Raw genomic sequence first — 20,258 nt, 5'->3', positions numbered from 1 at the left:
ACCCTTGCCTCTGGCTAACACTTCCCCTTGCCGGGTGTGTAGAGGACTTTCACCTCCAAGTCACCAGCGAGGCCACCACAGCCAAGCTGGTTGCGCTTGCGCGCAACGCGCCATGCCTGGCGCACAAGCAAAAGAGCAGCCGAGGCTGCTCAATCTGTATTGGCTGGTCGCCCCGCGCCCGGCGCGGGAGCGACCTTTGCGTCAGCGCTTCTGGGTCAGGGCGCGGCGCTCGAACTCAACGATACGTTGACGGTAATGCTCGATGGTTTGCGCGGTCAGTACGCTGCGCTGATCGTCCTTGAGCTCGCCATTGAGTTCCTGGGACAACTTGCGAGCGGCAGCCACCATCACGTCGAAAGCCTGCTTCGGGTGACGCGGACCCGGCAAACCGAGGAAGAAACTCACGGCCGGGGTACTGAAGTGGTCGATGTCGTCCAGGTCGAAAACGCCTGGCTTGACCGCGTTGGCCATGGAGAACAACACCTCGCCATTACCCGCCATGCTTTCGTGGCGGTGGAAGATGTCCATCTCGCCGAAACGCAAGCCGCTTTCCAGAATGTTCTGCAGCAGGGCCGGCCCCTTGAAGCCACCGGTATCACGGCAGATCACGCTGATGACCAGCACTTCTTCGGCCTGTTGCGTGTCCTTGTCGGCCGCGACGCTCGACGCCTTGGTGTCAGCCGGGAAGTCGTCATCACGGCTGCTGAAGCTCGGGCCGCCGTCCAGGTCCAGGTTGAGGTTCAAGTCACCCTGGCTCGGTTCGCTGTGGTTACGCTTGCCACGCTTGGAGCCCGACTCGCGCGGCTCACGGGCAGGCATGCTCACCGACGGCAGGTCGTGCTCGTCCAGTTGCGGTTCTTTATGGTTGTCCAATACGCGCGGCGGGCCCAGCAGTTCGGCACCGCTGTCCTCGTCCGGCAGGTTGGACAGACTGCGGTCCAGGCGAAACTTGAGCTTGCCCTTGCCGCCGCGCATGCGCCGCCAGCCATCAAAAAGAATACCGGCAATGACAATGATGCCGATGACGATCAGCCACTCGCGCAGACCGATTTCCATGTAATCCCGTGCCTCTATAAAAAATGCTGAAAAATAAGGGGTTTACAACTCGCAAACCGCTTTAAAACGTGGCGCCAACTCTATGTTCTGACAGGCGTTTTGCCCACGTACACGAAAAATTGACATTAAACTAGCATGACCAAAGGTAACTTTACACCGTCTGTCACAATGGCTTCAGCGAATATGTCGATTGGCCAGCAATCCATCGGAAAAAAAACCCTTGTTTTCCACAAACATACCGCCCGCACACCGTGACTCAAGCGTCCACCATCGCCATCGCCTCCTCGACATCAACGGCCACCAGGCGTGAACAACCGGGCTCGTGCATCGTGACCCCCATCAATTGATCCGCCATTTCCATGGCAATCTTGTTGTGGGTGATATAGATGAACTGCACGGTTTGCGACATCTCTTTGACCAGCCTTGCGTAGCGTCCAACGTTAGCGTCATCCAGCGGGGCGTCAACCTCATCGAGCATGCAGAACGGTGCCGGATTGAGTTTGAAGATGGCAAATACCAGGGCCAATGCCGTCAGCGCTTTCTCGCCGCCGGACAACAAATGAATGGTGCTGTTCTTCTTCCCGGGTGGACGCGCCATGATCGTTACCCCTGTATCGAGTAGATCTTCGCCCGTCAGTTCCAAATAAGCGCTGCCGCCACCGAAAACTTTTGGAAAAAGCGCCTGTAAACCGCCATTGATCTGATCAAAGGTATCCTTGAAGCGATTGCGGGTTTCCTTGTCGATCTTGCGAATGACGTTTTCCAGGGTGTCGAGCGCCTCCACCAGGTCGGCGTCCTGGGCATCCAGGTAGCGCTTGCGCTCCGATTGCTGCTGGTACTCGTCAATGGCCGCGAGGTTGATCGCGCCGAGCCGCTGGATTCGCGCGGCAATGCTTTCCAGTTCGGCTTCGGCGGCCTGCTCACTGGCGTCAGCCACCAGAGTGGCGAGTACGCCGTGCAGGTCGTAGCCATCTTCGAGCAATTGATCCTGCAAGGTTTTGCGGCGCACGGTCAGGGCTTGCCATTCCATGCGCTGATGCTCGAGCTGGCCACGGATCAATTGCGCTTGCTGCTCGGCCTGGTTGCGGCGCTTCTCGGCCTCGCGCAATTCGCGGTCGGCATCTTCCAGTGCGACTTGCGCCGTTCTCAGCTCATCGTCGACGCTCATGCGCTTGTCCAGCAACTCTTCCAGCTTGAGCCGCAACTCTTCCAGCGGCGCCTCGCCCTCCTCCAGGTTGAGGCTCAACTGTTCGCGCTTTTCCGTCAGGCGTTCGGACTGCAACTCCAGCCGCTCCAGCGCCTGACGGGTCGAGTCGTGCTGCGCCTTGAGCGACCCCAGGCGCACCGCCAACTGGTGGGCATGGTCTTTGTGCTGGCGGGCTTCCTGGCGCACCCGGTCCAGGCGCTCGCGCAGACTGTCGCGCTGGGCCAGGAGCAATTCACGCTGCTCGGTGTCCAGGGCCATGCTGTCGAGGGCGTCCTGCAACTGCAAGCGCGACTCGCCGACCTGTTCATGCTCCAGCGCGCGCTGCTCAGCCAGCTCCCCCAACTCTTCATCGAGACGGGTGCGACGCAACGTCAGCTGTTCGGCCTTGGCTCTGCCGGCCGACAACTGCGCCTTGAGTTCGCCTTGCTGGCGGGCTTCGTCCTGCAGCAAGCGACGCAGGTGTTCGCGACCGTTTTCTTGCTGGCGTTGCTGGGCACGCAGGTTTTGCAAGGTGCTTTCCAGGGTCTCGACCGTCGCTTCACGCTCTTCGCGCTCAAGGCCCAGCCGCTGGATTTCCTGACCGCGGGCCAGCAGGCCGCTCTCGGCCTCACTGGCGCGACGCACTCGCAGAAAGTGCCGACCCACCCAATAACCATCGCGACTGATCAGGCTTTCACCCGTCGCCAACCGCGCACGCAGTGCCAAGGCCTGCTCAAGGCTGTCCACCGGCTTGACCTGGCCCAGCCAGGGCGACAGATCGATCTGTGCCTCGACCTTGTCCAGCAGGCTGCCGGGGATGCGCACACCGTCGGCGGCCGGACTGAGCAAGCGCAGGTCACCCTGGGCGAACCCGGACAGGTCGAACCCGGCAAAATCATCCACCAACACCGCTTGCAGGTCGGCACCGAGCACGGTTTCCACCGCCAGCTCCCAACCGGCGTCAACCTTCAAGCCTTCGGCCAGGCGCGGGCGCTCGGCCAGTTGCTGTTCGCGCAGCCACTGGGCAGTACCGGTGCCCGGGTCCAGAGCCGCCTGCTGCAAGGCCTCCAGCGAAGCCAGCCGCCCGTTGAGGCGCTGCAAGTCACCCTGGGCCTGCTGTTGGTTGTGCAGGGCCTGTTGAAGCTCCTGGCGCAACTGTTCAAGCCGCTCGACTTGCGCTTCTTCACTGGCCTGCAGGTCTTCGAGGGTCGCTTCGCTGGCGGCAAGCTGCTCGCTGAGTTCGAGCATCGCCGCATCTTCAGGATCCGCCGACAACAGATCACGCTCTTCGACCAGCCGCCGTTGACGATCGGCCAGACGCTCCATGCTGGTTTCCAGCTGCTGGATGCGCGACTGCTGGACTTCGGCCTGACGCCGCGGCTCGGCCGAGCGCAGGTTGAAACTGTCCCACTGCTCCTGCCAGCCGTGCATGGTGGTTTCGGACTCTTCCAGGGCGGCCGCGGCTTCTTCGGCAGCCGCACTGGTGATTTCCTGCTCGGGGGTGAGCATGTCCAGCTCTTCGCCCAGGGTTGCGAGCAACGTCCGGTCGTGCCCCAGGTGCGATTCGGTTTCCTGGCGCGAGCGCTCGGCCTCCTTGAGGTCGTCCTGCAACTGGCGCAAACGCTGCTGCCCGTGCTGGATGCTCTGCTCGACCCGGGCAATGTCGCCACCGACCGAATAGAAGCGCCCCTGCACCAGGTTGAAGCGCTCGGAGAGCTCGTGATGACCGTCGCGCAAGCGTTCGATGCTCGCGTCGGCATTGCGCTGTTCGGCGACCAGGGCTTCGAAACTGACCTCCTGGTTGCCGATGATCGCCTCGCGCTGGCCAACCTGTTCATTCAATGCCTGCCAGCGCAAGGCCGACAGCTGGGCCTTGAGCTGACGCTCCTCGGCCTTGTATTGCTGGTACTTCTCGGCCGCCTGGGCCTGACGGTGCAGTCGTTCGAGCTGACGCTCCAGCTCTTCGCGCAAGTCGGTCAGGCGCGCCAGGTTTTCATGGGTGCGGCGGATGCGGTTTTCAGTCTCGCGCCGACGCTCCTTGTACTTGGAGATCCCCGCCGCTTCCTCGATGAAGTTGCGCAGGTCTTCGGGCTTGGACTCGATCAGCTTGGAGATCATCCCCTGTTCGATGATCGAGTAACTGCGCGGGCCAAGGCCGGTGCCGAGGAAGATGTCGGTGATGTCGCGGCGCCGGCATTTGGTGCCGTTGAGGTAGTAGGTCGTCTGGCTGTCGCGGGTCACTTTGCGGCGAATGGAGATTTCCGCGTAGGCGGCGTACTCACCGAGCAGCGTGCCGTCGGAGTTGTCGAATACCAGTTCGATACTCGCCTGGCTCACCGGCTTGCGGCTGGTGGAGCCGTTGAAGATGACGTCGGTCATCGACTCGCCGCGCAGGTTCTTGGCCGAGCTCTCGCCCATCACCCAGCGTACGGCGTCGATGATGTTCGACTTGCCGCAACCATTGGGCCCGACCACCGCCGCCATGTTACTGGGGAAGTTGACCGTGGTCGGGTCGACGAAGGATTTGAACCCCGCCAGTTTGATGCACTTGAGCCGCACGTTCAGGCAACCGGCAAGGCAGACAGCACCAGGTCGCAACTGCGCTGGGCATAGGCCGAGAGCACGATGCGAATCTGCGGCAGGTCACGGGCCAGCACGGCCGCCAGCAAGCGCTCGAACAGCTCGAGAAACTCACTCATCTCGGCCTTGCGCTGTTCCAGGGCAAGAAAGTACGCGCGGCTCATGGCCGGTTGCAGGTTCTCGACGGTTTCCTGCAGGTACGGGTTGTTGGCGAACGGGTACGCCGCGCGCATCACATTGAAGCTGTCATCGACGAAGGTGCGGATGTCCTGACGCTCAAAGCTGGCATTGAGCCGCTGCTGGATCTGCACGAACGGCAGCATGTCGGCCTGGACTTGCCAGCCGTTCGCCACCGCGTTGCCCAGCAGGATGTACAGCTCGCTCATCAGCGTGCACAGGCTCTGCACCTTGTGCGCGGTGAGTTCGGTGACATGGGCGCCGCGTCGCGGCAGGATCGCGATCAGGTGGCGGCGCTCCAGGATCAGCAAGGCTTCACGGACCGAACCGCGGCTGACGTTCAGCGCCAGCGTGACCTTCTGTTCCTGGATGCGCTCCCCCGGCTTCATTTCGCCACGAATGATGCGTTCGGCGAGGTGGTGAGCGATTTGCTCGGCGAGGCTGTCCGGCGCCTTGAACGTCATGGTTTTCCTTGAAAATCTTCAATCTGCACAAGCGGCGCAGTGTAGCGCACTTGATAGGGGATGGCGCAGGGCCTGACCCGGGGAAATTGGCACGATTCAAGCAAAAAGCGCGGTATCCCGAGAGGGTCAATAATGAAAGAAACGGTTGTTGATCGGCAAATTTCAACTTCCTGACCATGGGGTCAGAAAATCATTGACCGAAAAGTCAGACCTGCTAAATTCAGGTCACGTCGATTAACAACAATAATGAGTCTGCGAGGCATTCCGTGATCCAGTTTTTATTAAACCAGGAACTCCGTAGCGAGCACGCCCTGGACCCGAACCTGACCGTGCTGAACTATTTGCGCGACCATTTGGGCAAGCCCGGCACCAAAGAAGGTTGCGCCAGTGGCGACTGTGGCGCGTGTACGGTGGTGGTCGGTGAATTGCACACCGATGACAGCGGCCGCGAGCAGATTCGCTATCGCAGCCTCAACTCGTGCCTGACCTTTGTGTCGTCCCTGCACGGCAAACAGCTGATCAGCGTCGAAGACCTCAAACACCAGGGCCAACTGCACAGCGTGCAACAGGCCATGGTCGAATGCCATGGCTCCCAGTGCGGCTTCTGCACGCCGGGCTTTGTCATGTCGCTGTTCGCCCTGCAGAAAAACAGCGAGCAACCCGACGCCCACAAGGCCCACGAAGCCCTCGCCGGCAACCTGTGCCGCTGCACCGGCTACCGGCCGATCCTGCAAGCCGCCGAGCAAAGTTGCTGTGGCAAGCAGCCTGACCAGTTCGATGCCCGCGAAGCCGAGACCATTACCCGCCTGAAGGCCATCGCCCCCAGCGAAACCGGTGAACTCAACAGCGGCGACAAACGCTGCCTGGTGCCGCTGACCGTCGCCGACCTGGCTGACCTGTACGATGCTTATCCACAGGCGCGCCTGCTGGCTGGCGGTACCGACCTGGCGCTGGAAGTCACGCAGTTCCACCGCACCTTGCCGGTGATGATTTACGTCGGTAACGTCGCCGAGATGAAGCGCATCGAGCGTTTTGACGATCGCCTGGAAATCGGCGCTGCGACCGCCCTCTCCGATTGCTACGAAGCGTTGAACTCCGAGTACCCGGATTTTGGTGAATTGCTGCAACGCTTTGCCTCCCTGCAGATTCGCAACCAGGGCACCCTGGGCGGCAACATCGGCAACGCCTCGCCCATCGGTGACTCGCCACCGCTGCTGATCGCGCTGGGCGCGCAGATCGTGCTGTGCAAAGGCAACACCCGCCGCACCCTGGCCCTGGAAGACTATTTCATCGACTACCGGGTAACTGCGCGCCAGGAAAGCGAGTTCATCGAAAAGATCATCGTGCCCCGTGCCAGCGCCGAACAACTGTTCCGCGCCTACAAGGTGTCCAAGCGCCTGGACGATGACATCTCCGCCGTCTGCGCAGCGTTCAACCTGCGCATTGACAACGGCGTGATCGCTGACGCCCGCGTCGCCTTCGGCGGCATGGCCGCGACCCCGAAACGGGCAAAGAACTGCGAAGCCGCACTGCTGGGCGCGATCTGGAACAAGGCCACCGTCGAAAGCGCCTGCGCCGCCCTCGCCGAAGACTTCACCCCGCTGTCGGACTTCCGTGCGAGCAAGGAATACCGCCTGCTCAGTGCACAGAACCTGCTGCGCAAATACTTCATCGAACTGCAAACACCGTACATCGAGACTCGGGTGACCGCTTATGTCTAATCATCACGTTGTAGAGAAGACCCAAGCCGAACTGGCTGAACTGTTCGCCAAGGACTTGACCACCGGTGTCGGCCGCAGCGTCAAGCACGACAGCGCCGCCAAACATGTGTCCGGTGAAGCGCAGTACATCGACGACCGCCTGGAGTTTCCGAACCAGCTGCACGTTTATGCACGCCTGTCGGACCGCGCCCACGCGAAAATCATCAGCATCGACACCAAGCCGTGCTATGCCTTCGAAGGCGTGCGCATCGCCATCACTCATGAAGACCTGCCGGGCCTGAAAGACATCGGCGCACTGCTGCCGGGCGACCCTCTGCTGGCCATCGATGATGTGCAGTTCGTCGGTCAGCCAGTACTCGCCGTTGCAGCAAAAGACCTCGAAACCGCACGCAAGGCCGCCATGGCCGCGATCATCGAATACGAAGATCTGGAGCCGGTGCTGGACGTGGTCGAAGCCCTGCGCAAACGCCACTTCGTACTCGACAGCCATACCCATCAGCGCGGCGATTCTGCCGGGGCTTTGGCAACGGCCGAACATCGCATCCAGGGCACGCTGCACATCGGCGGCCAGGAACACTTTTACCTCGAAACCCAGATCTCGTCGGTGATGCCGACTGAAGATGGTGGGATGATTGTCTACTGCTCGACGCAGAACCCGACCGAAGTGCAGAAGCTTGTCGCGGAAGTGCTCGACGTATCGATGAACAAGATCGTGATCGACATACGCCGCATGGGCGGTGGTTTCGGCGGCAAGGAAACCCAAGCCGCGAGCCCGGCGTGCCTGTGCGCGGTGATCGCGCACCTGACTGGCCAGCCGACCAAGATGCGCCTGCCTCGCGTTGAAGACATGCTGATGACCGGCAAGCGCCACCCGTTCTATGTCGAGTACGACGTCGGCTTCGACAGCACCGGCCGCCTGCACGGCATTGCCCTGGACCTGGCGGGCAACTGCGGCTGCTCGCCGGACCTGTCGGCGTCCATCGTTGACCGGGCCATGTTCCACTCGGACAACTCGTATTACCTGGGCGACGCGACCATCAACGGTCACCGCTGCAAGACCAACACCGCCTCGAACACCGCCTACCGTGGTTTTGGCGGCCCGCAAGGCATGGTCGCCATCGAAGAAGTGATGGACGCCATCGCCCGCCATCTGGGCCTCGACCCGCTGGCCGTGCGCAAGGTCAACTACTACGGCAAGACCGAGCGTAACGTCACCCACTACTACCAGACCGTCGAGCACAACATGCTCGAGGAAATGACCGCCGAACTGGAAGAAAGCAGCCAGTACGCCGAACGCCGCGAAGCGATCCGGCGCTACAACGCCAACAGCCCGATCCTGAAAAAAGGCCTGGCGCTGACCCCGGTGAAATTCGGTATTTCCTTCACCGCCATCTTCCTCAACCAGGCCGGCGCGCTGATCCACGTCTACACCGACGGCAGCATCCACTTGAACCACGGCGGCACAGAAATGGGCCAGGGCTTGAACACCAAAGTCGCGCAAATCGTGGCCGAAGTGTTCCAGGTCGAAATGGACCGCGTGCAGATCACCGCGACCAACACCGACAAGGTCCCGAACACTTCGCCAACGGCGGCGTCCAGCGGCGCAGACCTGAACGGTAAAGCGGCGCAGAACGCGGCTGAAATCATCAAGAAACGCCTGGTCGAATTTGCCGCACGCCACTACAAGGTCAGCGAAGAAGACGTGGAATTCCACAACGGTCACGTTCGGGTACGTGATCACATCCTGACGTTTGAAGTGCTGATCCAGCAGGCCTATTTTGCTCAGGTGTCGCTGTCGAGCACCGGCTTCTACAAGACCCCGAAAATCTTCTATGACCGAAGCCAGGCCCGTGGTCGCCCGTTCTATTACTACGCCTTTGGCGCAGCGTGCTGCGAGGTGATCGTCGACACCCTGACTGGCGAGTACAAGATGCTGCGCACCGACATCCTCCACGACGTTGGCGCCTCGCTGAACCCGGCCATTGACATCGGTCAGATCGAGGGTGGATTCATCCAGGGCATGGGCTGGCTGACCATGGAAGAACTGGTGTGGAACAACAAGGGCAAACTGATGACCAACGGCCCGGCCAGCTACAAGATCCCGACCGTGGCGGACATGCCGCTGGACCTGCGGGTGAAGCTGGTGGAAAACCGCAAGAACCCGGAAGACACGGTGTTCCATTCCAAGGCCGTGGGTGAGCCGCCGTTCATGCTGGGCATTGCGTCGTGGTGTGCGATCAAGGACGCCGTGGCGAGCCTCGGTGACTACAAGCATCAACCGAAAATCGATGCGCCGGCGACCCCGGAGCGGGTGTTGTGGGGCTGTGAGCAGATGCGTCAGTTGACGGCGGTGAAGCCAGTCGAGACTGAGCCTGAGTTGGCTCCGCTTTAAGACCGCGTGGCGCCCTTCGCGGGCAAGCCCACTCCCACAGGGTCATGTGCTGACTGATGGACCTGTACAAATCCAATGTGGGAGCGAGCTTGCTCGCGATGGCGGACTAACAGACACACAGATGTCGAGGTGAACATGTACAACTGGATCGACGCCCTCGCCGACCTGCAAGCCCAGGGTGAACCCTGCGTGCTGGTGACTATCATCGAAGAGCTCGGCTCGACGCCGCGCAATGCCGGCTCGAAAATGGTCATCAGCGCCACGCAGTCCTATGACACCATCGGTGGCGGGCACCTGGAATACAAGGCGATGCACATCGCCCGGGAGATGCTGGCCAGCGGCAAGCAGGACACCCACCTGGAGCGCTTCACGCTCGGCGCCAGCCTCGGCCAGTGCTGCGGCGGCGTGACCGTGTTGCTGTTCGAACCCATGGGCCAGGTGCAGGCGCAGATTGCCGTGTTCGGTGCCGGCCACGTTGGCCGGGCGCTGGTGCCCTTGCTGGCCAGCCTGCCCTGCCGCGTGCGCTGGATCGACTCGCGCGAAGCCGAGTTCCCCGAGCAGATCCCCCATGGCGTGCGTAAAATCGTCAGCGAAGAACCGGTGGACGAAGTCGATGACCTGCCCGTCGGCAGCTACTGCATCGTCATGACCCACAATCACCAGCTCGACCTGGAGCTCACCGCCGCGATCCTCAAGCGCAACGACTTCGCCTACTTCGGCCTGATCGGCTCGAAGACCAAGCGGGTCAAGTTCGAACACCGCTTGCGCGAGCGCGGTGTCGACAACAGCGTGCTGCAACGCATGCGCTGCCCGATGGGCATCGGCGAAGTCAAAGGCAAATTGCCTGTGGAAATCGCCATCTCCATCGCCGGGGAAATCATCGCCACCTATAACGCGAATTTCGGCCAGCACACTGCCCGCGCCGAACCTATTGCCAAACTGCTGCCTGCTTCACGTCGCAGCCACGCGTCGAACTGATACGCCACGAACTGAGAATTCCCATGCCTTCGACTTGCAAAGCCTACCGCGCAGCCATCCTGCACAGCATCGCCGACCCCGCCGTGGTGGGCATCGAAGCCTCCTACGAGTACTTCGAAGATGGTTTGCTGGTGACCGAAAACGGCCAGATCAGCGCCATCGGCCACGCCACCGAACTGCTCGCCAGCCTGCCCGCCGACATCCAGATCACCCACTATCAGGATGCACTGATCACCCCGGGGTTCATCGACACCCATATCCACCTGCCGCAAACCGGCATGATCGGCGCCTACGGCGAACAACTGCTGGACTGGCTCAACACCTACACCTTCCCGTGTGAAAGCCAGTTCGCCGACAAGGCCCACGCCGAAGAAGTCGCCGATATCTTCATCAAGGAACTGCTGCGCAACGGCACCACCACCGCACTGGTGTTCGGCAGCGTGCACCCACAGTCGGTGGATTCGTTCTTCGAGGTCGCCCGCAAGCTTGACCTGCGGATGATCGCCGGCAAGGTGATGATGGACCGCAACGCACCGGACTACCTGACCGACACCGCCGAATCCAGCTATGTCGACAGCAAGGCGCTGATCGAGCGCTGGCACGGCAAGGGTCGCCTGCACTATGCGGTCACCCCGCGCTTTGCCCCGACCAGCACCCCGGAGCAGCTGACCCTCGCCGGCCAGTTGCTCAACGAATACCCTGACCTGTACATGCAGACCCACATCAGCGAAAACCTGCAGGAAATCCAATGGGTCAAAGAGCTGTTCCCGGAGCGCAAGGGCTACCTGGACGTCTACGACCACTACAAGCTGCTGGGCAAGCGCTCGGTGTTCGCCCACGGCGTGCACCTGTGTGACGACGAATGCGCGCGCCTGGCCGAGACCGGCTCGGCGATTGCCTTCTGCCCGACCTCGAACTTCTTCCTGGGCAGCGGCCTGTTCAACCTGCCGATGGCCGAGAAGCACAACCTGAACGTCGGCCTGGGCACGGACGTGGGCGCCGGCACCAGCTTCTCGCTGCTGCACACCCTCAACGAAGCCTATAAAGTCATGCAACTGCAAGGCGCTCGCCTGAGCCCGTTCAAGTCGCTGTACCTGGCCACCCTCGGCGGGGCGCGGGCGCTGCGCCTGGAGGACCGCATCGGCACCCTGCAACCGGGCACCGACGCCGACTTCCTGGTCCTGGACTACAACGCCACGCCACTGCTCAGCTACCGCCTGAAACAGGCCAACACCATCGCCGAAACCCTGTTTGTCCTGATGACCCTGGGGGATGACCGCACGGTGCTGCAGACCTATGCGGCGGGCAACCTGGTGCATCAGCGCTAAGGTATTCCGGGCATAAAAAAATCCCCCGCGGCCTTACGGCCCCGGGGGATTTTTGTTGTCTCCGTGGCGAGCGAGCTTACTCGCGCTGGGGTGCGAAGCGCCCCCAACATGACTATTGCAGGCTTCAGATAAAACCCGGTGACCGGTCTTGGGGCTGCTGCGCAGCCCAGCGCGAGCAAGCTCGCTCGCCACAGGGGATGTGTGCCCGCAAGGGACGCACCGCGGTGGCTCAGAGTTTCGCGCTGGAGCGCCCTGGCTTCTTGGTCTGCAGCAAATGCGAGAACACCGCGTGCAAATCATCCGAGGCGCTTTCTTCGTCGAGGTTGAGCTTGCTGTCGATGTGATCCATATGGTGCATCATCAGGTTCACCGCGAGCGTCGCATCGCGGGCCTCGATGGCATCGATCAACTGGGTGTGCTCGTCGTAGGAGCAGTGTGAGCGGTTACCGCTTTCGTACTGGGCGATGATCAGCGACGTCTGCGACACCAGGCTGCGCTGGAAGCTGATCAGCGGGGCGTTCTTCGCCGCTTCCGCGAGCTTGAGGTGGAACTCGCCGGAAAGACGGATGCCGGCGCCACGGTCGCCACGGGAGAAACTGTCGCGCTCGTCGTTGACCATCTGCCGCAACTCGGCGATCTGCTCGGCGGTCGCGTGCTCGACCGCAAGCTCGGTAATCGCCCGCTCCACCAGGCGCCGCGCCATGAATACCTGGCGGGCCTCCTCGACGCTCGGGCTGGCAACCACGGCGCCACGGTTGGGACGCAGCAGTACCACGCCTTCGTGGGCCAGGCGAGACAACGCGCGGCGAATGATGGTGCGGCTGACCCCGAAAATCTCTCCCAGCGCCTCTTCGCTCAATTTTGTACCGGGCGCCAGGCGCTGTTCGAGGATGGCCTCGAAGATATGCGCGTAGACGATATCGTCCTGGGTACCGGTGCGGCCGGCTTTGCCTGCTCGCGGTTGTTTCTTGAGGGGCTGCAACTGTTCGTTCATGGGCACTCGAATCGGGAGAACGGCGGCGAATAGACCGTGACTGTAATACGGCACAGTGGGTCGCTGACAAGTATCGCGTAAAAAACTGTGCATATTGTACACAACTGGAGGTGGCAACACACTGTATGGCCGTTTACGCCCCCGGCTGTATTGCAACGATCCGTCAGGTTTGAGTTTAGGCTTGAACCCATAAAACAGCCTGCCTGCTTCCCCGGATACAAGGAACACCACCGTCATGAACGACGCCACGCACACGCAACTTCGCCCGCTGGCCGATACCTCGCCCTCAGCGATCGTTGCCGGGTTCATCGCGATGATGACCGGCTACACCAGCTCCCTGGTGCTGATGTTTCAAGCCGGACAAGCCGCCGGCCTGACCAGCGGGCAGATTTCCTCGTGGATCTGGGCGCTCTCGATTGGCATGGCCGTGTGCTCGATCGGCCTGTCGCTGCGCTATCGCACCCCCATCACCATTGCCTGGTCGACCCCCGGCGCGGCGTTGTTGATCACCAGCCTGGCGGGGGTCAGCTACGGCGAGGCGATCGGCGCCTACATCACCTGCGCCATCCTGGTGACGATCTGCGGCATGACCGGCAGCTTCGAACGGCTGGTAAAACGGATCCCGGGGTCCCTGGCCGCCGCCTTGCTGGCCGGGATCCTGTTCAAGATCGGCAGCGAAATCTTCGTCGCCGCCCAGCATCGCACCGGCCTGGTGCTGGGGATGTTTATCACCTACCTGGTGGTCAAGCGCCTGTCCCCGCGTTATGCCGTGCTTGCCGCGCTGCTGATCGGCACCGCCTTGTCCGGTTTCATGGGGCTGCTGGATTTCAGCGGCTTTCACCTGGAAGTGGCAACGCCGGTCTGGACCACGCCGCACTTCTCGCTCGCCGCCACCATCAGCATCGGCATCCCCCTGTTCGTGGTGGCCATGACCTCGCAGAACATGCCCGGCATCGCGGTGCTGCGCGCCGACGGCTACACGGTTGCGGCGTCGCCACTGATCACCACCACCGGCATCGCCTCATTGCTGCTGGCACCGTTCGGCTCCCACGGGATCAACCTGGCAGCCATCAGCGCGGCCATCTGCACCGGCCCCCATGCCCATGAGGATCGCGACAAGCGCTACACCGCGGCGGTCTGGTGCGGGATTTTCTACGGCATTGCCGGCGTGTTCGGCGCGACACTGGCGGCCCTGTTCGCCGCCCTGCCCAAGGAGCTGGTGCTGTCGATTGCCGCCCTGGCGCTGTTTGGCTCGATCATCAATGGCCTGAGCATTGCCATGAGTGAAGTGAAGGAGCGCGAAGCGGCACTGATCACCTTCATGGTCACGGCGTCGGGGATGACCCTGTTTTCCATCGGCTCGGCGTTCTGGGGGATTGTGGCGGGGGTGGTGACGCTGATGATTCTGAATTGGCGCAAAGCATGAGACATAAAAAAACGGCGACCTCAGGGTCTAATGCCGATCAGTTAAGCCAAAGACCAGCCGAACATAGAACCCGTGGCGAGGGAGCTTGCTCCCGCTGGGGCGCAAAGCGGCCCTGTTTTGGGGCTGCTACGCAGCCCAGCGGGAGCAAGCTCCCTCGCCACAGGTTTCGTGTTCGGCTTTATTTCTCTTAACTGACCGGCATTAACCTCAGGGTCGCCGTTTTTTTGAACATCAGGCTACCGGATTGATTGGCTTTTCCGGGTACCAAACGTCCAGCAACGGGCTGACTTCAACGCTGGTCAGCTCGGTACGGCCCTTGAGCCAGGCTTCAACGGCAGCACGCTGTTCTGCGCTGACGGAGCCGCGCTTCTGCAGGCAAACCAGACCGAAGTCGTCGCCGCCCACATAACCCAGACCGTTGGCTTCCATGGCTTCTTTCAGGAACGCGTCAAGGAAAGCGTCAATGGCTTCATCAGCCAAATCTTCTTTGAAATCCAGGTTCAGCTCGAAACCCAGCTCTTGAAATTCATCGACGCACAGTTTTTTGCGCAGACGCTGGGAACGGTTAGTCGCCATTGGAACAATCCTCTTAAGTAATAACGGGCGGCACTTTAACATTTTAAGCCGCGCAATGCCCGACTCTCTGGAAGCCGGCCTCTACCGTCGGTAAAAAAATCGTGCATTAGGCACATCCGATACGGCACAAGGCGCTATACCTTGGGCATAATGCCGACACTTTCGTGACCATTGAGGGAATTTATCTTCATGCCCTCATTTTTTTCCCCTCGGCTGTAGGGTTTTATTTCAGATGATCAACTCTTTGCGTCCATTGCTTCTTGCCAGCCTGCTTATGCCGCTGGCCCTCCCTGTTTCTGCCGCACCGGTCAACACCGCGCTGACACCCAATGTGCAAAAGGCGCTCAAAGCCAGCAAGCTGCCGGACAGCGCCCTGTCGCTGGTAATGATTCCGCTCAACGGCCCGGGCACTCCCACAGTCTTCAACGCCGACGTGTCGGTGAACCCGGCCTCGACCATGAAGCTGGTCACCACCTACGCCGCCCTGGAGATGCTCGGCCCGAACCACCAGTGGAAAACCGAGTTCTACACCGACGGCACCCTGAGCGGCGGGATCCTGCATGGCAACCTGTACCTCAAGGGTGGCGGCGATCCGAAGCTGAACATGGAAAAGCTCTGGCTGCTGATGCGCGACCTGCGGGCCAATGGCGTGCAGCAAGTCACGGGCGACCTGGTGCTGGACCGCAGCTTCTTCATCCAGCCGCAATTGCCGCAATTCAATGACGACGGCAATGACGATAACAAGCCGTTCCTGGTCAAGCCGGACGCCCTGCTGGTCAACCTCAAGGCCCTGCGCTTCGTGGCCCGCAATGACTCGGGCCGGGTGCTGGTGTCGGTTGAGCCGCCGATCGCCACCGTTCGCATCGATAACCAGGTCAAGGCCGTCAACTCCAAGCAATGCACCGGTGGCGTACGCTACAACCCGGTGCCCCAGGCCGACGGCAGCGTGGCCGTGACCGTGGCCGGCCAGCTCGGCGAGGGCTGCAGCTCGCAGACCTACCTCTCGCTGCTCGACCATGCCACCTACACCGCCGGTGCCGTACGGGCGATCTGGCAGGAACTGGGCGGCAGCATCCAGGGCAAGGATCGCCTGGCTTCGGTGCCAAAAGACGCCAAGGTCCTGGCCCGCGCCTTCTCGCCGGACCTGGCGGAAATCATCCGCGACATCAACAAATACAGTAACAACACCATGGCCCAGCAGTTGTTCCTGAGCCTGGGTGCGAAGTACCGTACCGATGCCGATGGCGACGACGCCAAGGCCGCCCAGCGCGTCGTGCGCCAGTGGCTGGCGAAAAAGGGCATTACCGCCTCGCACCTGGTGATGGAGAACGGTTCGGGCCTGTCGCGGGCGGAACGGGTGAGTGCCCGGGAGATGGCGAGCATGCTGCAGGCCGCCTGGAGAAGCCCGTACTCGGCCGAGTTCGTCAGTTCGATGCCGATTTCCGGCATGGACGGCACCATGCGCAAGCGTCTCAAGACCACCGCCATGCGCGGTGAGGCCCACGTCAAGACCGGCACCCTGAACACCGTTCGCGCCATTGCCGGTTTCAGCCGCGACAACAACGGCAATACCTGGGCCGTGGTAGCGATCCTCAACGACAAGGCACCGTTTGGCGCCTCGTCGGTACTCGATCAAGTGCTGCTGGACCTGTACCGCCAGCCGAAACTGGCGGCGACCGCTTCGGTGCTGTAAGCCTTACCGACAGCCTGCGCCCCCGTGGCCAGGGACCTTTGTTCCCTGGCCACAGCGGCTTGCTACACCAACTCTGCCTCGACCCGATCCCTTCCCGCCTACTTGGCGGCATACACCCCCGAGTCTGCGCGCAACAGCAAGGCGTCCGCACTTTCGCCGCGGCGCCAGCTGGCGATGCCGAAACTGGCCGTCACCGTGCCCAATCCATCGACCGGCAGATGACGCAGGCTTTGCCACAACTCGACCGCCAACAGCACGCGATACTCTTCGCGCCAATGGCTGAGCTGTTTCGAGGAGGAACGGATTGAAAACGCTGCGCCACCTGCTAGTGGTGCGCAGTCAGTGTCGTCCAGGCCAGCAGAACCAGCAGTGCCACGAGCCAGGCCGAAACGTCTTCACTGATCAAGCCCAGAATTTTGGGGCGTGCGGTGTGCAGCGACATAAGCAAAACCCTGAACGCCAGCGAGCGTAGGCGTCACCCTGGCTTTGCAGACGTTACAGCTATTTACCCTGTGGTTAGCCAGGAAATTCAGCCCCCGGAGCCTCGAAACATCAAGGCTCCATGGGGCCGACACCCCTTAGCGCGCCATGATTTTCCAGGCACGGTGGATCTTGCCGTTACGGGCAAAGTCCGGGTCGATGGTTTGCGCGGTGATTTCCTCGACGGCATAGCGCGCCACGAGGTTCTCTTCGAGCTGGAACTTGCGGAAGTTGTTGGAGAAGTACAACACGCCGCCCGGCGCCAGGCGCGCCATGGCCAGGTCCAGCAGCTGCACGTGGTCACGCTGGACGTCGAAGATGCCTTCCATGCGCTTGGAGTTGGAGAAGGTCGGCGGATCGATGAAGATCATCTCGAACTCGTCCCGGTTGGCTTCCAGCCAGGCCATGACATCACCCTGCTCCAGGCGGTTCTTGTCCGAGAAACCATTGAGCGACAGGTTGCGACGCGCCCAGTCCAGGTAGGTTTTCGACAAGTCGACGCTGGTGGTGCTGCGTGCGCCGCCCTTGGCCGCATGCACACTGGCGGTGGCGGTGTAGCAGAACAGATTGAGGAAGCGCTTGCCGGCCGCCTCTTTCTGGATCCGCATGCGCATTGGGCGGTGGTCCAGGAACAGGCCGGTGTCGAGGTAGTCGGTCAGGTTGACCAGCAACTTCACGCCGCCTTCGTTGACTTCGACGAACTTGCCCTGGGCACTTTGACGCTCGTACTGGCGGGTGCCGCTCTGACGCTCGCGGCGCTTGACCACGACGCGGCTCTTGTCGACGTTCAAGGCCTGCGGAATGGCCGCCAGGGCATCGAACATGCGCGCCGAGGCTTTTTCCGGGTCGATGGATTTCGGCGCCGCGTACTCCTGGACGTGGACCCAGTCGTGATACAGGTCGATGGCCATCGAGTACTCAGGCATGTCGGCATCGTAGACGCGGTAGCAATCGATGCCTTCGCGCTTGACCCACTTGCCCATGGCCTTGAGGTTCTTCTGCAGGCGGTTGGCAAACATCTGCCCGCCTTCGCTCAGGCGCGCCTGCTCAACCACGGGGGCCGGTGCCGGCGCAGGTTTGATCGGGTTGCCGTTCTTGTTGTACTGACGCTCTTGCGGCTCGACCGGCAACTGATCGTAGACCGCTTGCTCACGCTCGGCCTGGCGCTGTTCCGGTGTACGGCGCTCGCCCGTGACGAACTGGTCCGGCAGGACTTTGATCAGCAGCAGCTTGCACGGCAACGCGCCGTTCCAGAACGAATACTGCTTGTGGCTGCGGATGCCCATGCGCTTGCCCAGGTCCGGCGCGCCGGTGAACACGGCCGCTTCCCAGTTCAGGCAGGCCTGACGCAGGCGCTCGCCAAGGTTCTGGTAGAGGTAGAGCAAACTCGCCTCGTCGCCCAGGCGCTCGCCGTATGGCGGGTTGCAGATCACCAGGCCTTTCTGGTTCTGGTCCGGGCGCGGCTCGAACGTCGCGACTTCGCCCTGGTAGATCTTGATCCACTCGCTCAGGCCGGCGCGCTCGACGTTGTTACGGCCCGGTTGAATCAGTCGTGGGTCGGCTTCGTACCCGCGAATCCACAGCGGCGGCTTGGCCAGGCCGGCAGCGGCGCGCTCGGAGGCTTCTTCGTGGAGCTTTTTCCACAACGCCGGCACGTGACCCAGCCAGGCGGTGAAGCCCCACTGCTCACGGCGCAGGTTCGGCGCCATATCGGCGGCGATCATTGCCGCTTCGACCAGGAAGGTCCCGACGCCGCACATCGGGTCAGCCAGCGCGCCACCTTGAGCGGCGATGCGTGGCCAGCCGGAACGGATCAGGATCGCCGCCGCGAGGTTTTCCTTCAGTGGCGCAGCACCTTGCTGCAGGCGGTAGCCGCGCTGGTGCAGGCTGTGGCCGGACAGGTCCAGGGACAGGATCGCTTCGCCACGGTCCAGGCGCAGGTGAATCCGCAGGTCCGGGTTGAGCTTGTCGATGGACGGGCGCTCGCCAGACGGGGTGCGCAGCTTATCGACGATGGCGTCCTTGACTTTCAACGCACCGAAGTGGGTGTTGTCGATGCCCGAACCGTGGCCGCTGAACTCCACCGCCAGGGTGCCGTCAGGCAGCATGTGGTCCTGCCACTCGACATCCAGCACGCCGTGATACAGATCTTCGGCGTCCTTCATTGCGAAGCGCTTGAGGACAATCAGGACCCGGTTCGCCAGGCGCGACCACAGGCACAGGCGATAGGCGGTTTCCATGGTGGCCATGCCACGCACGGCCGAGGTGTGCTCGCGCGCTTCCTCAAGGCCAAGCCCGACGGCTTCCTCGATAAGCAGGCCTTCGAGGCCTTTAGGGCAAGTGAGGAAGAGTTCGTAACGATCCGACATGGGGGTTCCAGGGCCTTTGGCAATAAGTGAACGGGCAACGCATTGACCGCTCGGTTTTCAATCAAGCGCTTTTCTAAAAGAGCGCTCGCGTGGCACGAAGGTGTGCCGTCCCACCCTGGCCGCTCAACCAGTCGATGGACTGGAATGAGCTTAGATGCCCGGGCAGATAAAAAATTTGATGCAACAAAATGTCATAACTCGACCCTTCGTCGAATAGTACCCGAGTACAACGGGTGGACATTTTTTCTAAAGCATTAACCTCATCATCCAGTGAGAGGCTGATCGCAGGGGGCTTTGGTCAAATACGACACAAATCACGTCGTGTTACTTATGGCCTTAGCATCTTTATCGTTACGTTCTTATGACAAAACGATCATTCCCTCGATGTGACTCATTGGTTAGAACTCAACTCAGGTTGACGCCGCAACGACGTCAACACCTTGGCTCGCGACGCCGGCAGCGAGCCCCCAACGGCAGGAGTTTTCCTGCCTGACCTCGATAGAGGTCGACGCGACAAATACAGTCAACAAGTGAGGGAAACACCCTATGAGAAGACTTAAGCGTGATCCGTTGGAAAGAGCATTTTTGCGCGGATATCAATATGGCGTTGGTGGCAAATCCCGTGAGCTTTGCCCATTTACTCTACCGTCGGTACGCCAAGCCTGGATTAACGGCTGGCGAGAAGGACGCGGCGACAACTGGGACGGTATGACCGGCACTGCGGGAATCCATAGACTCAACGAACTTCACGCCGTCGGCTAAACAGGGCACACATTCCGACACGACAACTTGATCAGGTAACGACTTAACCACGCACGTCCTCTCCGGACGGCGGGCT

Annotated in this window: 14 protein-coding genes; 7 read left to right on the top strand and 7 right to left on the bottom strand. The window is 61.5% G+C overall.

Annotation, left to right across the window (positions count from 1 at the left end; genetic code table 11):
• Positions 1-201: 201 nt before the first annotated feature.
• The 3 genes from zipA to CKW25_RS22595 form a co-directional block, all read right to left on the bottom strand.
• Positions 202-1,056: a cell division protein ZipA gene (gene zipA / locus CKW25_RS22605; protein ID WP_095082711.1), complete on the bottom strand. Its 855-nt coding sequence runs from the start codon at positions 1,054-1,056 to the stop codon at positions 202-204.
• Positions 1,057-1,312: 256 nt separating this feature from the next.
• A complete protein-coding gene (gene smc / locus CKW25_RS22600; RefSeq protein ID WP_095082709.1) occupies positions 1,313-4,801 on the bottom strand; it encodes a chromosome segregation protein SMC in 3,489 nt (1,162 codons plus the stop codon).
• A 2-nt stretch (positions 4,802-4,803) separates the two neighbouring features.
• Positions 4,804-5,463 carry a GntR family transcriptional regulator gene (locus CKW25_RS22595; RefSeq protein WP_095082707.1) on the bottom strand — a complete coding sequence of 220 codons (660 nt, stop codon included), beginning with the start codon at positions 5,461-5,463 and terminating at the stop codon, positions 4,804-4,806.
• A 266-nt stretch (positions 5,464-5,729) separates the two neighbouring features.
• Between CKW25_RS22595 and xdhA the strand changes: the two genes are divergently transcribed.
• From xdhA to guaD, 4 genes are all read left to right on the top strand, one after another.
• On the top strand, positions 5,730-7,184 hold the full coding sequence (gene xdhA, locus CKW25_RS22590) for a xanthine dehydrogenase small subunit (protein WP_095082705.1): 1,455 nt from the start codon (positions 5,730-5,732) through the stop codon (positions 7,182-7,184).
• Complete coding sequence (gene xdhB / locus CKW25_RS22585) at positions 7,177-9,576, top strand: xanthine dehydrogenase molybdopterin binding subunit (protein WP_095082703.1); 2,400 nt, start codon at positions 7,177-7,179, stop codon at positions 9,574-9,576. Before xdhA ends, xdhB begins: the two co-directional genes overlap by 8 nt.
• Before the next feature lie 135 nt (positions 9,577-9,711).
• A complete protein-coding gene (xdhC, locus tag CKW25_RS22580) occupies positions 9,712-10,554 on the top strand; it encodes a xanthine dehydrogenase accessory protein XdhC (protein ID WP_095082701.1) in 843 nt (280 codons plus the stop codon).
• A 23-nt stretch (positions 10,555-10,577) separates the two neighbouring features.
• A complete protein-coding gene (guaD, locus tag CKW25_RS22575; protein ID WP_095082699.1) occupies positions 10,578-11,882 on the top strand; it encodes a guanine deaminase in 1,305 nt (434 codons plus the stop codon).
• A 229-nt stretch (positions 11,883-12,111) separates the two neighbouring features.
• Here guaD and CKW25_RS22570 read toward each other — a convergent pair whose 3' ends face one another.
• Positions 12,112-12,876, bottom strand: coding sequence for a GntR family transcriptional regulator (locus CKW25_RS22570; RefSeq protein ID WP_095082697.1), 765 nt, complete (start codon positions 12,874-12,876; stop codon positions 12,112-12,114).
• 235 nt (positions 12,877-13,111) lie between these two features.
• On the opposite strand from CKW25_RS22570, the gene CKW25_RS22565 reads away from it, so the two are divergent.
• Positions 13,112-14,302, top strand: coding sequence for a benzoate/H(+) symporter BenE family transporter (locus CKW25_RS22565; protein WP_095082695.1), 1,191 nt, complete (start codon positions 13,112-13,114; stop codon positions 14,300-14,302).
• Between the two features lie 231 nt (positions 14,303-14,533).
• Here CKW25_RS22565 and CKW25_RS22560 read toward each other — a convergent pair whose 3' ends face one another.
• Positions 14,534-14,878: a YggL family protein gene (locus CKW25_RS22560; RefSeq protein WP_095082694.1), complete on the bottom strand. Its 345-nt coding sequence runs from the start codon at positions 14,876-14,878 to the stop codon at positions 14,534-14,536.
• A gap of 232 nt (positions 14,879-15,110) precedes the next feature.
• On the opposite strand from CKW25_RS22560, the gene dacB reads away from it, so the two are divergent.
• On the top strand, positions 15,111-16,571 hold the full coding sequence (gene dacB, locus CKW25_RS22555) for a D-alanyl-D-alanine carboxypeptidase/D-alanyl-D-alanine-endopeptidase (RefSeq protein WP_095082692.1): 1,461 nt from the start codon (positions 15,111-15,113) through the stop codon (positions 16,569-16,571).
• A gap of 98 nt (positions 16,572-16,669) precedes the next feature.
• On the opposite strand, the gene CKW25_RS26705 is transcribed toward dacB, so the two are convergent.
• On the bottom strand, positions 16,670-16,828 hold the full coding sequence (locus CKW25_RS26705) for a hypothetical protein (RefSeq protein ID WP_172736605.1): 159 nt from the start codon (positions 16,826-16,828) through the stop codon (positions 16,670-16,672).
• Between the two features lie 321 nt (positions 16,829-17,149).
• The gene (gene rlmKL / locus CKW25_RS22550; RefSeq protein ID WP_095082690.1) at positions 17,150-19,420 is read right to left on the bottom strand and encodes a bifunctional 23S rRNA (guanine(2069)-N(7))-methyltransferase RlmK/23S rRNA (guanine(2445)-N(2))-methyltransferase RlmL; all 2,271 of its coding nucleotides are present in this window, start codon (positions 19,418-19,420) and stop codon (positions 17,150-17,152) included.
• 546 nt (positions 19,421-19,966) lie between these two features.
• Between rlmKL and rmf the strand changes: the two genes are divergently transcribed.
• Positions 19,967-20,182 (top strand): ribosome modulation factor, encoded by a 216-nt coding sequence (gene rmf / locus CKW25_RS22545; RefSeq protein WP_003223300.1) that lies wholly within the window; start codon positions 19,967-19,969, stop codon positions 20,180-20,182.
• Positions 20,183-20,258: the final 76 nt, after the last annotated feature.

It is taken from the genome of Pseudomonas sp. Irchel s3h17 (assembly GCF_900187505.1).
In the GTDB taxonomy this organism is placed as follows: Bacteria; Pseudomonadota; Gammaproteobacteria; order Pseudomonadales; family Pseudomonadaceae; genus Aquipseudomonas.
Note: the sequence above shows the minus strand (reverse complement) of the source record. Positions and strands in the feature narration are given on the sequence as shown.

Coding starts and splice junctions, on each gene's coding strand:
- CKW25_RS22595 (WP_095082707.1), bottom strand. CDS start 5,463: ATGACGTTCAAGGCGCCGGACAGCCTCGCCGAGCAAATCGCTCACCAC.
- rlmKL (WP_095082690.1), bottom strand. CDS start 19,420: ATGTCGGATCGTTACGAACTCTTCCTCACTTGCCCTAAAGGCCTCGAA.
- CKW25_RS22570 (WP_095082697.1), bottom strand. CDS start 12,876: ATGAACGAACAGTTGCAGCCCCTCAAGAAACAACCGCGAGCAGGCAAA.
- rmf (WP_003223300.1), top strand. CDS start 19,967: ATGAGAAGACTTAAGCGTGATCCGTTGGAAAGAGCATTTTTGCGCGGA.
- guaD (WP_095082699.1), top strand. CDS start 10,578: ATGCCTTCGACTTGCAAAGCCTACCGCGCAGCCATCCTGCACAGCATC.
- CKW25_RS22560 (WP_095082694.1), bottom strand. CDS start 14,878: ATGGCGACTAACCGTTCCCAGCGTCTGCGCAAAAAACTGTGCGTCGAT.
- CKW25_RS22565 (WP_095082695.1), top strand. CDS start 13,112: ATGAACGACGCCACGCACACGCAACTTCGCCCGCTGGCCGATACCTCG.
- xdhB (WP_095082703.1), top strand. CDS start 7,177: ATGTCTAATCATCACGTTGTAGAGAAGACCCAAGCCGAACTGGCTGAA.
- xdhC (WP_095082701.1), top strand. CDS start 9,712: ATGTACAACTGGATCGACGCCCTCGCCGACCTGCAAGCCCAGGGTGAA.
- dacB (WP_095082692.1), top strand. CDS start 15,111: ATGATCAACTCTTTGCGTCCATTGCTTCTTGCCAGCCTGCTTATGCCG.
- zipA (WP_095082711.1), bottom strand. CDS start 1,056: ATGGAAATCGGTCTGCGCGAGTGGCTGATCGTCATCGGCATCATTGTC.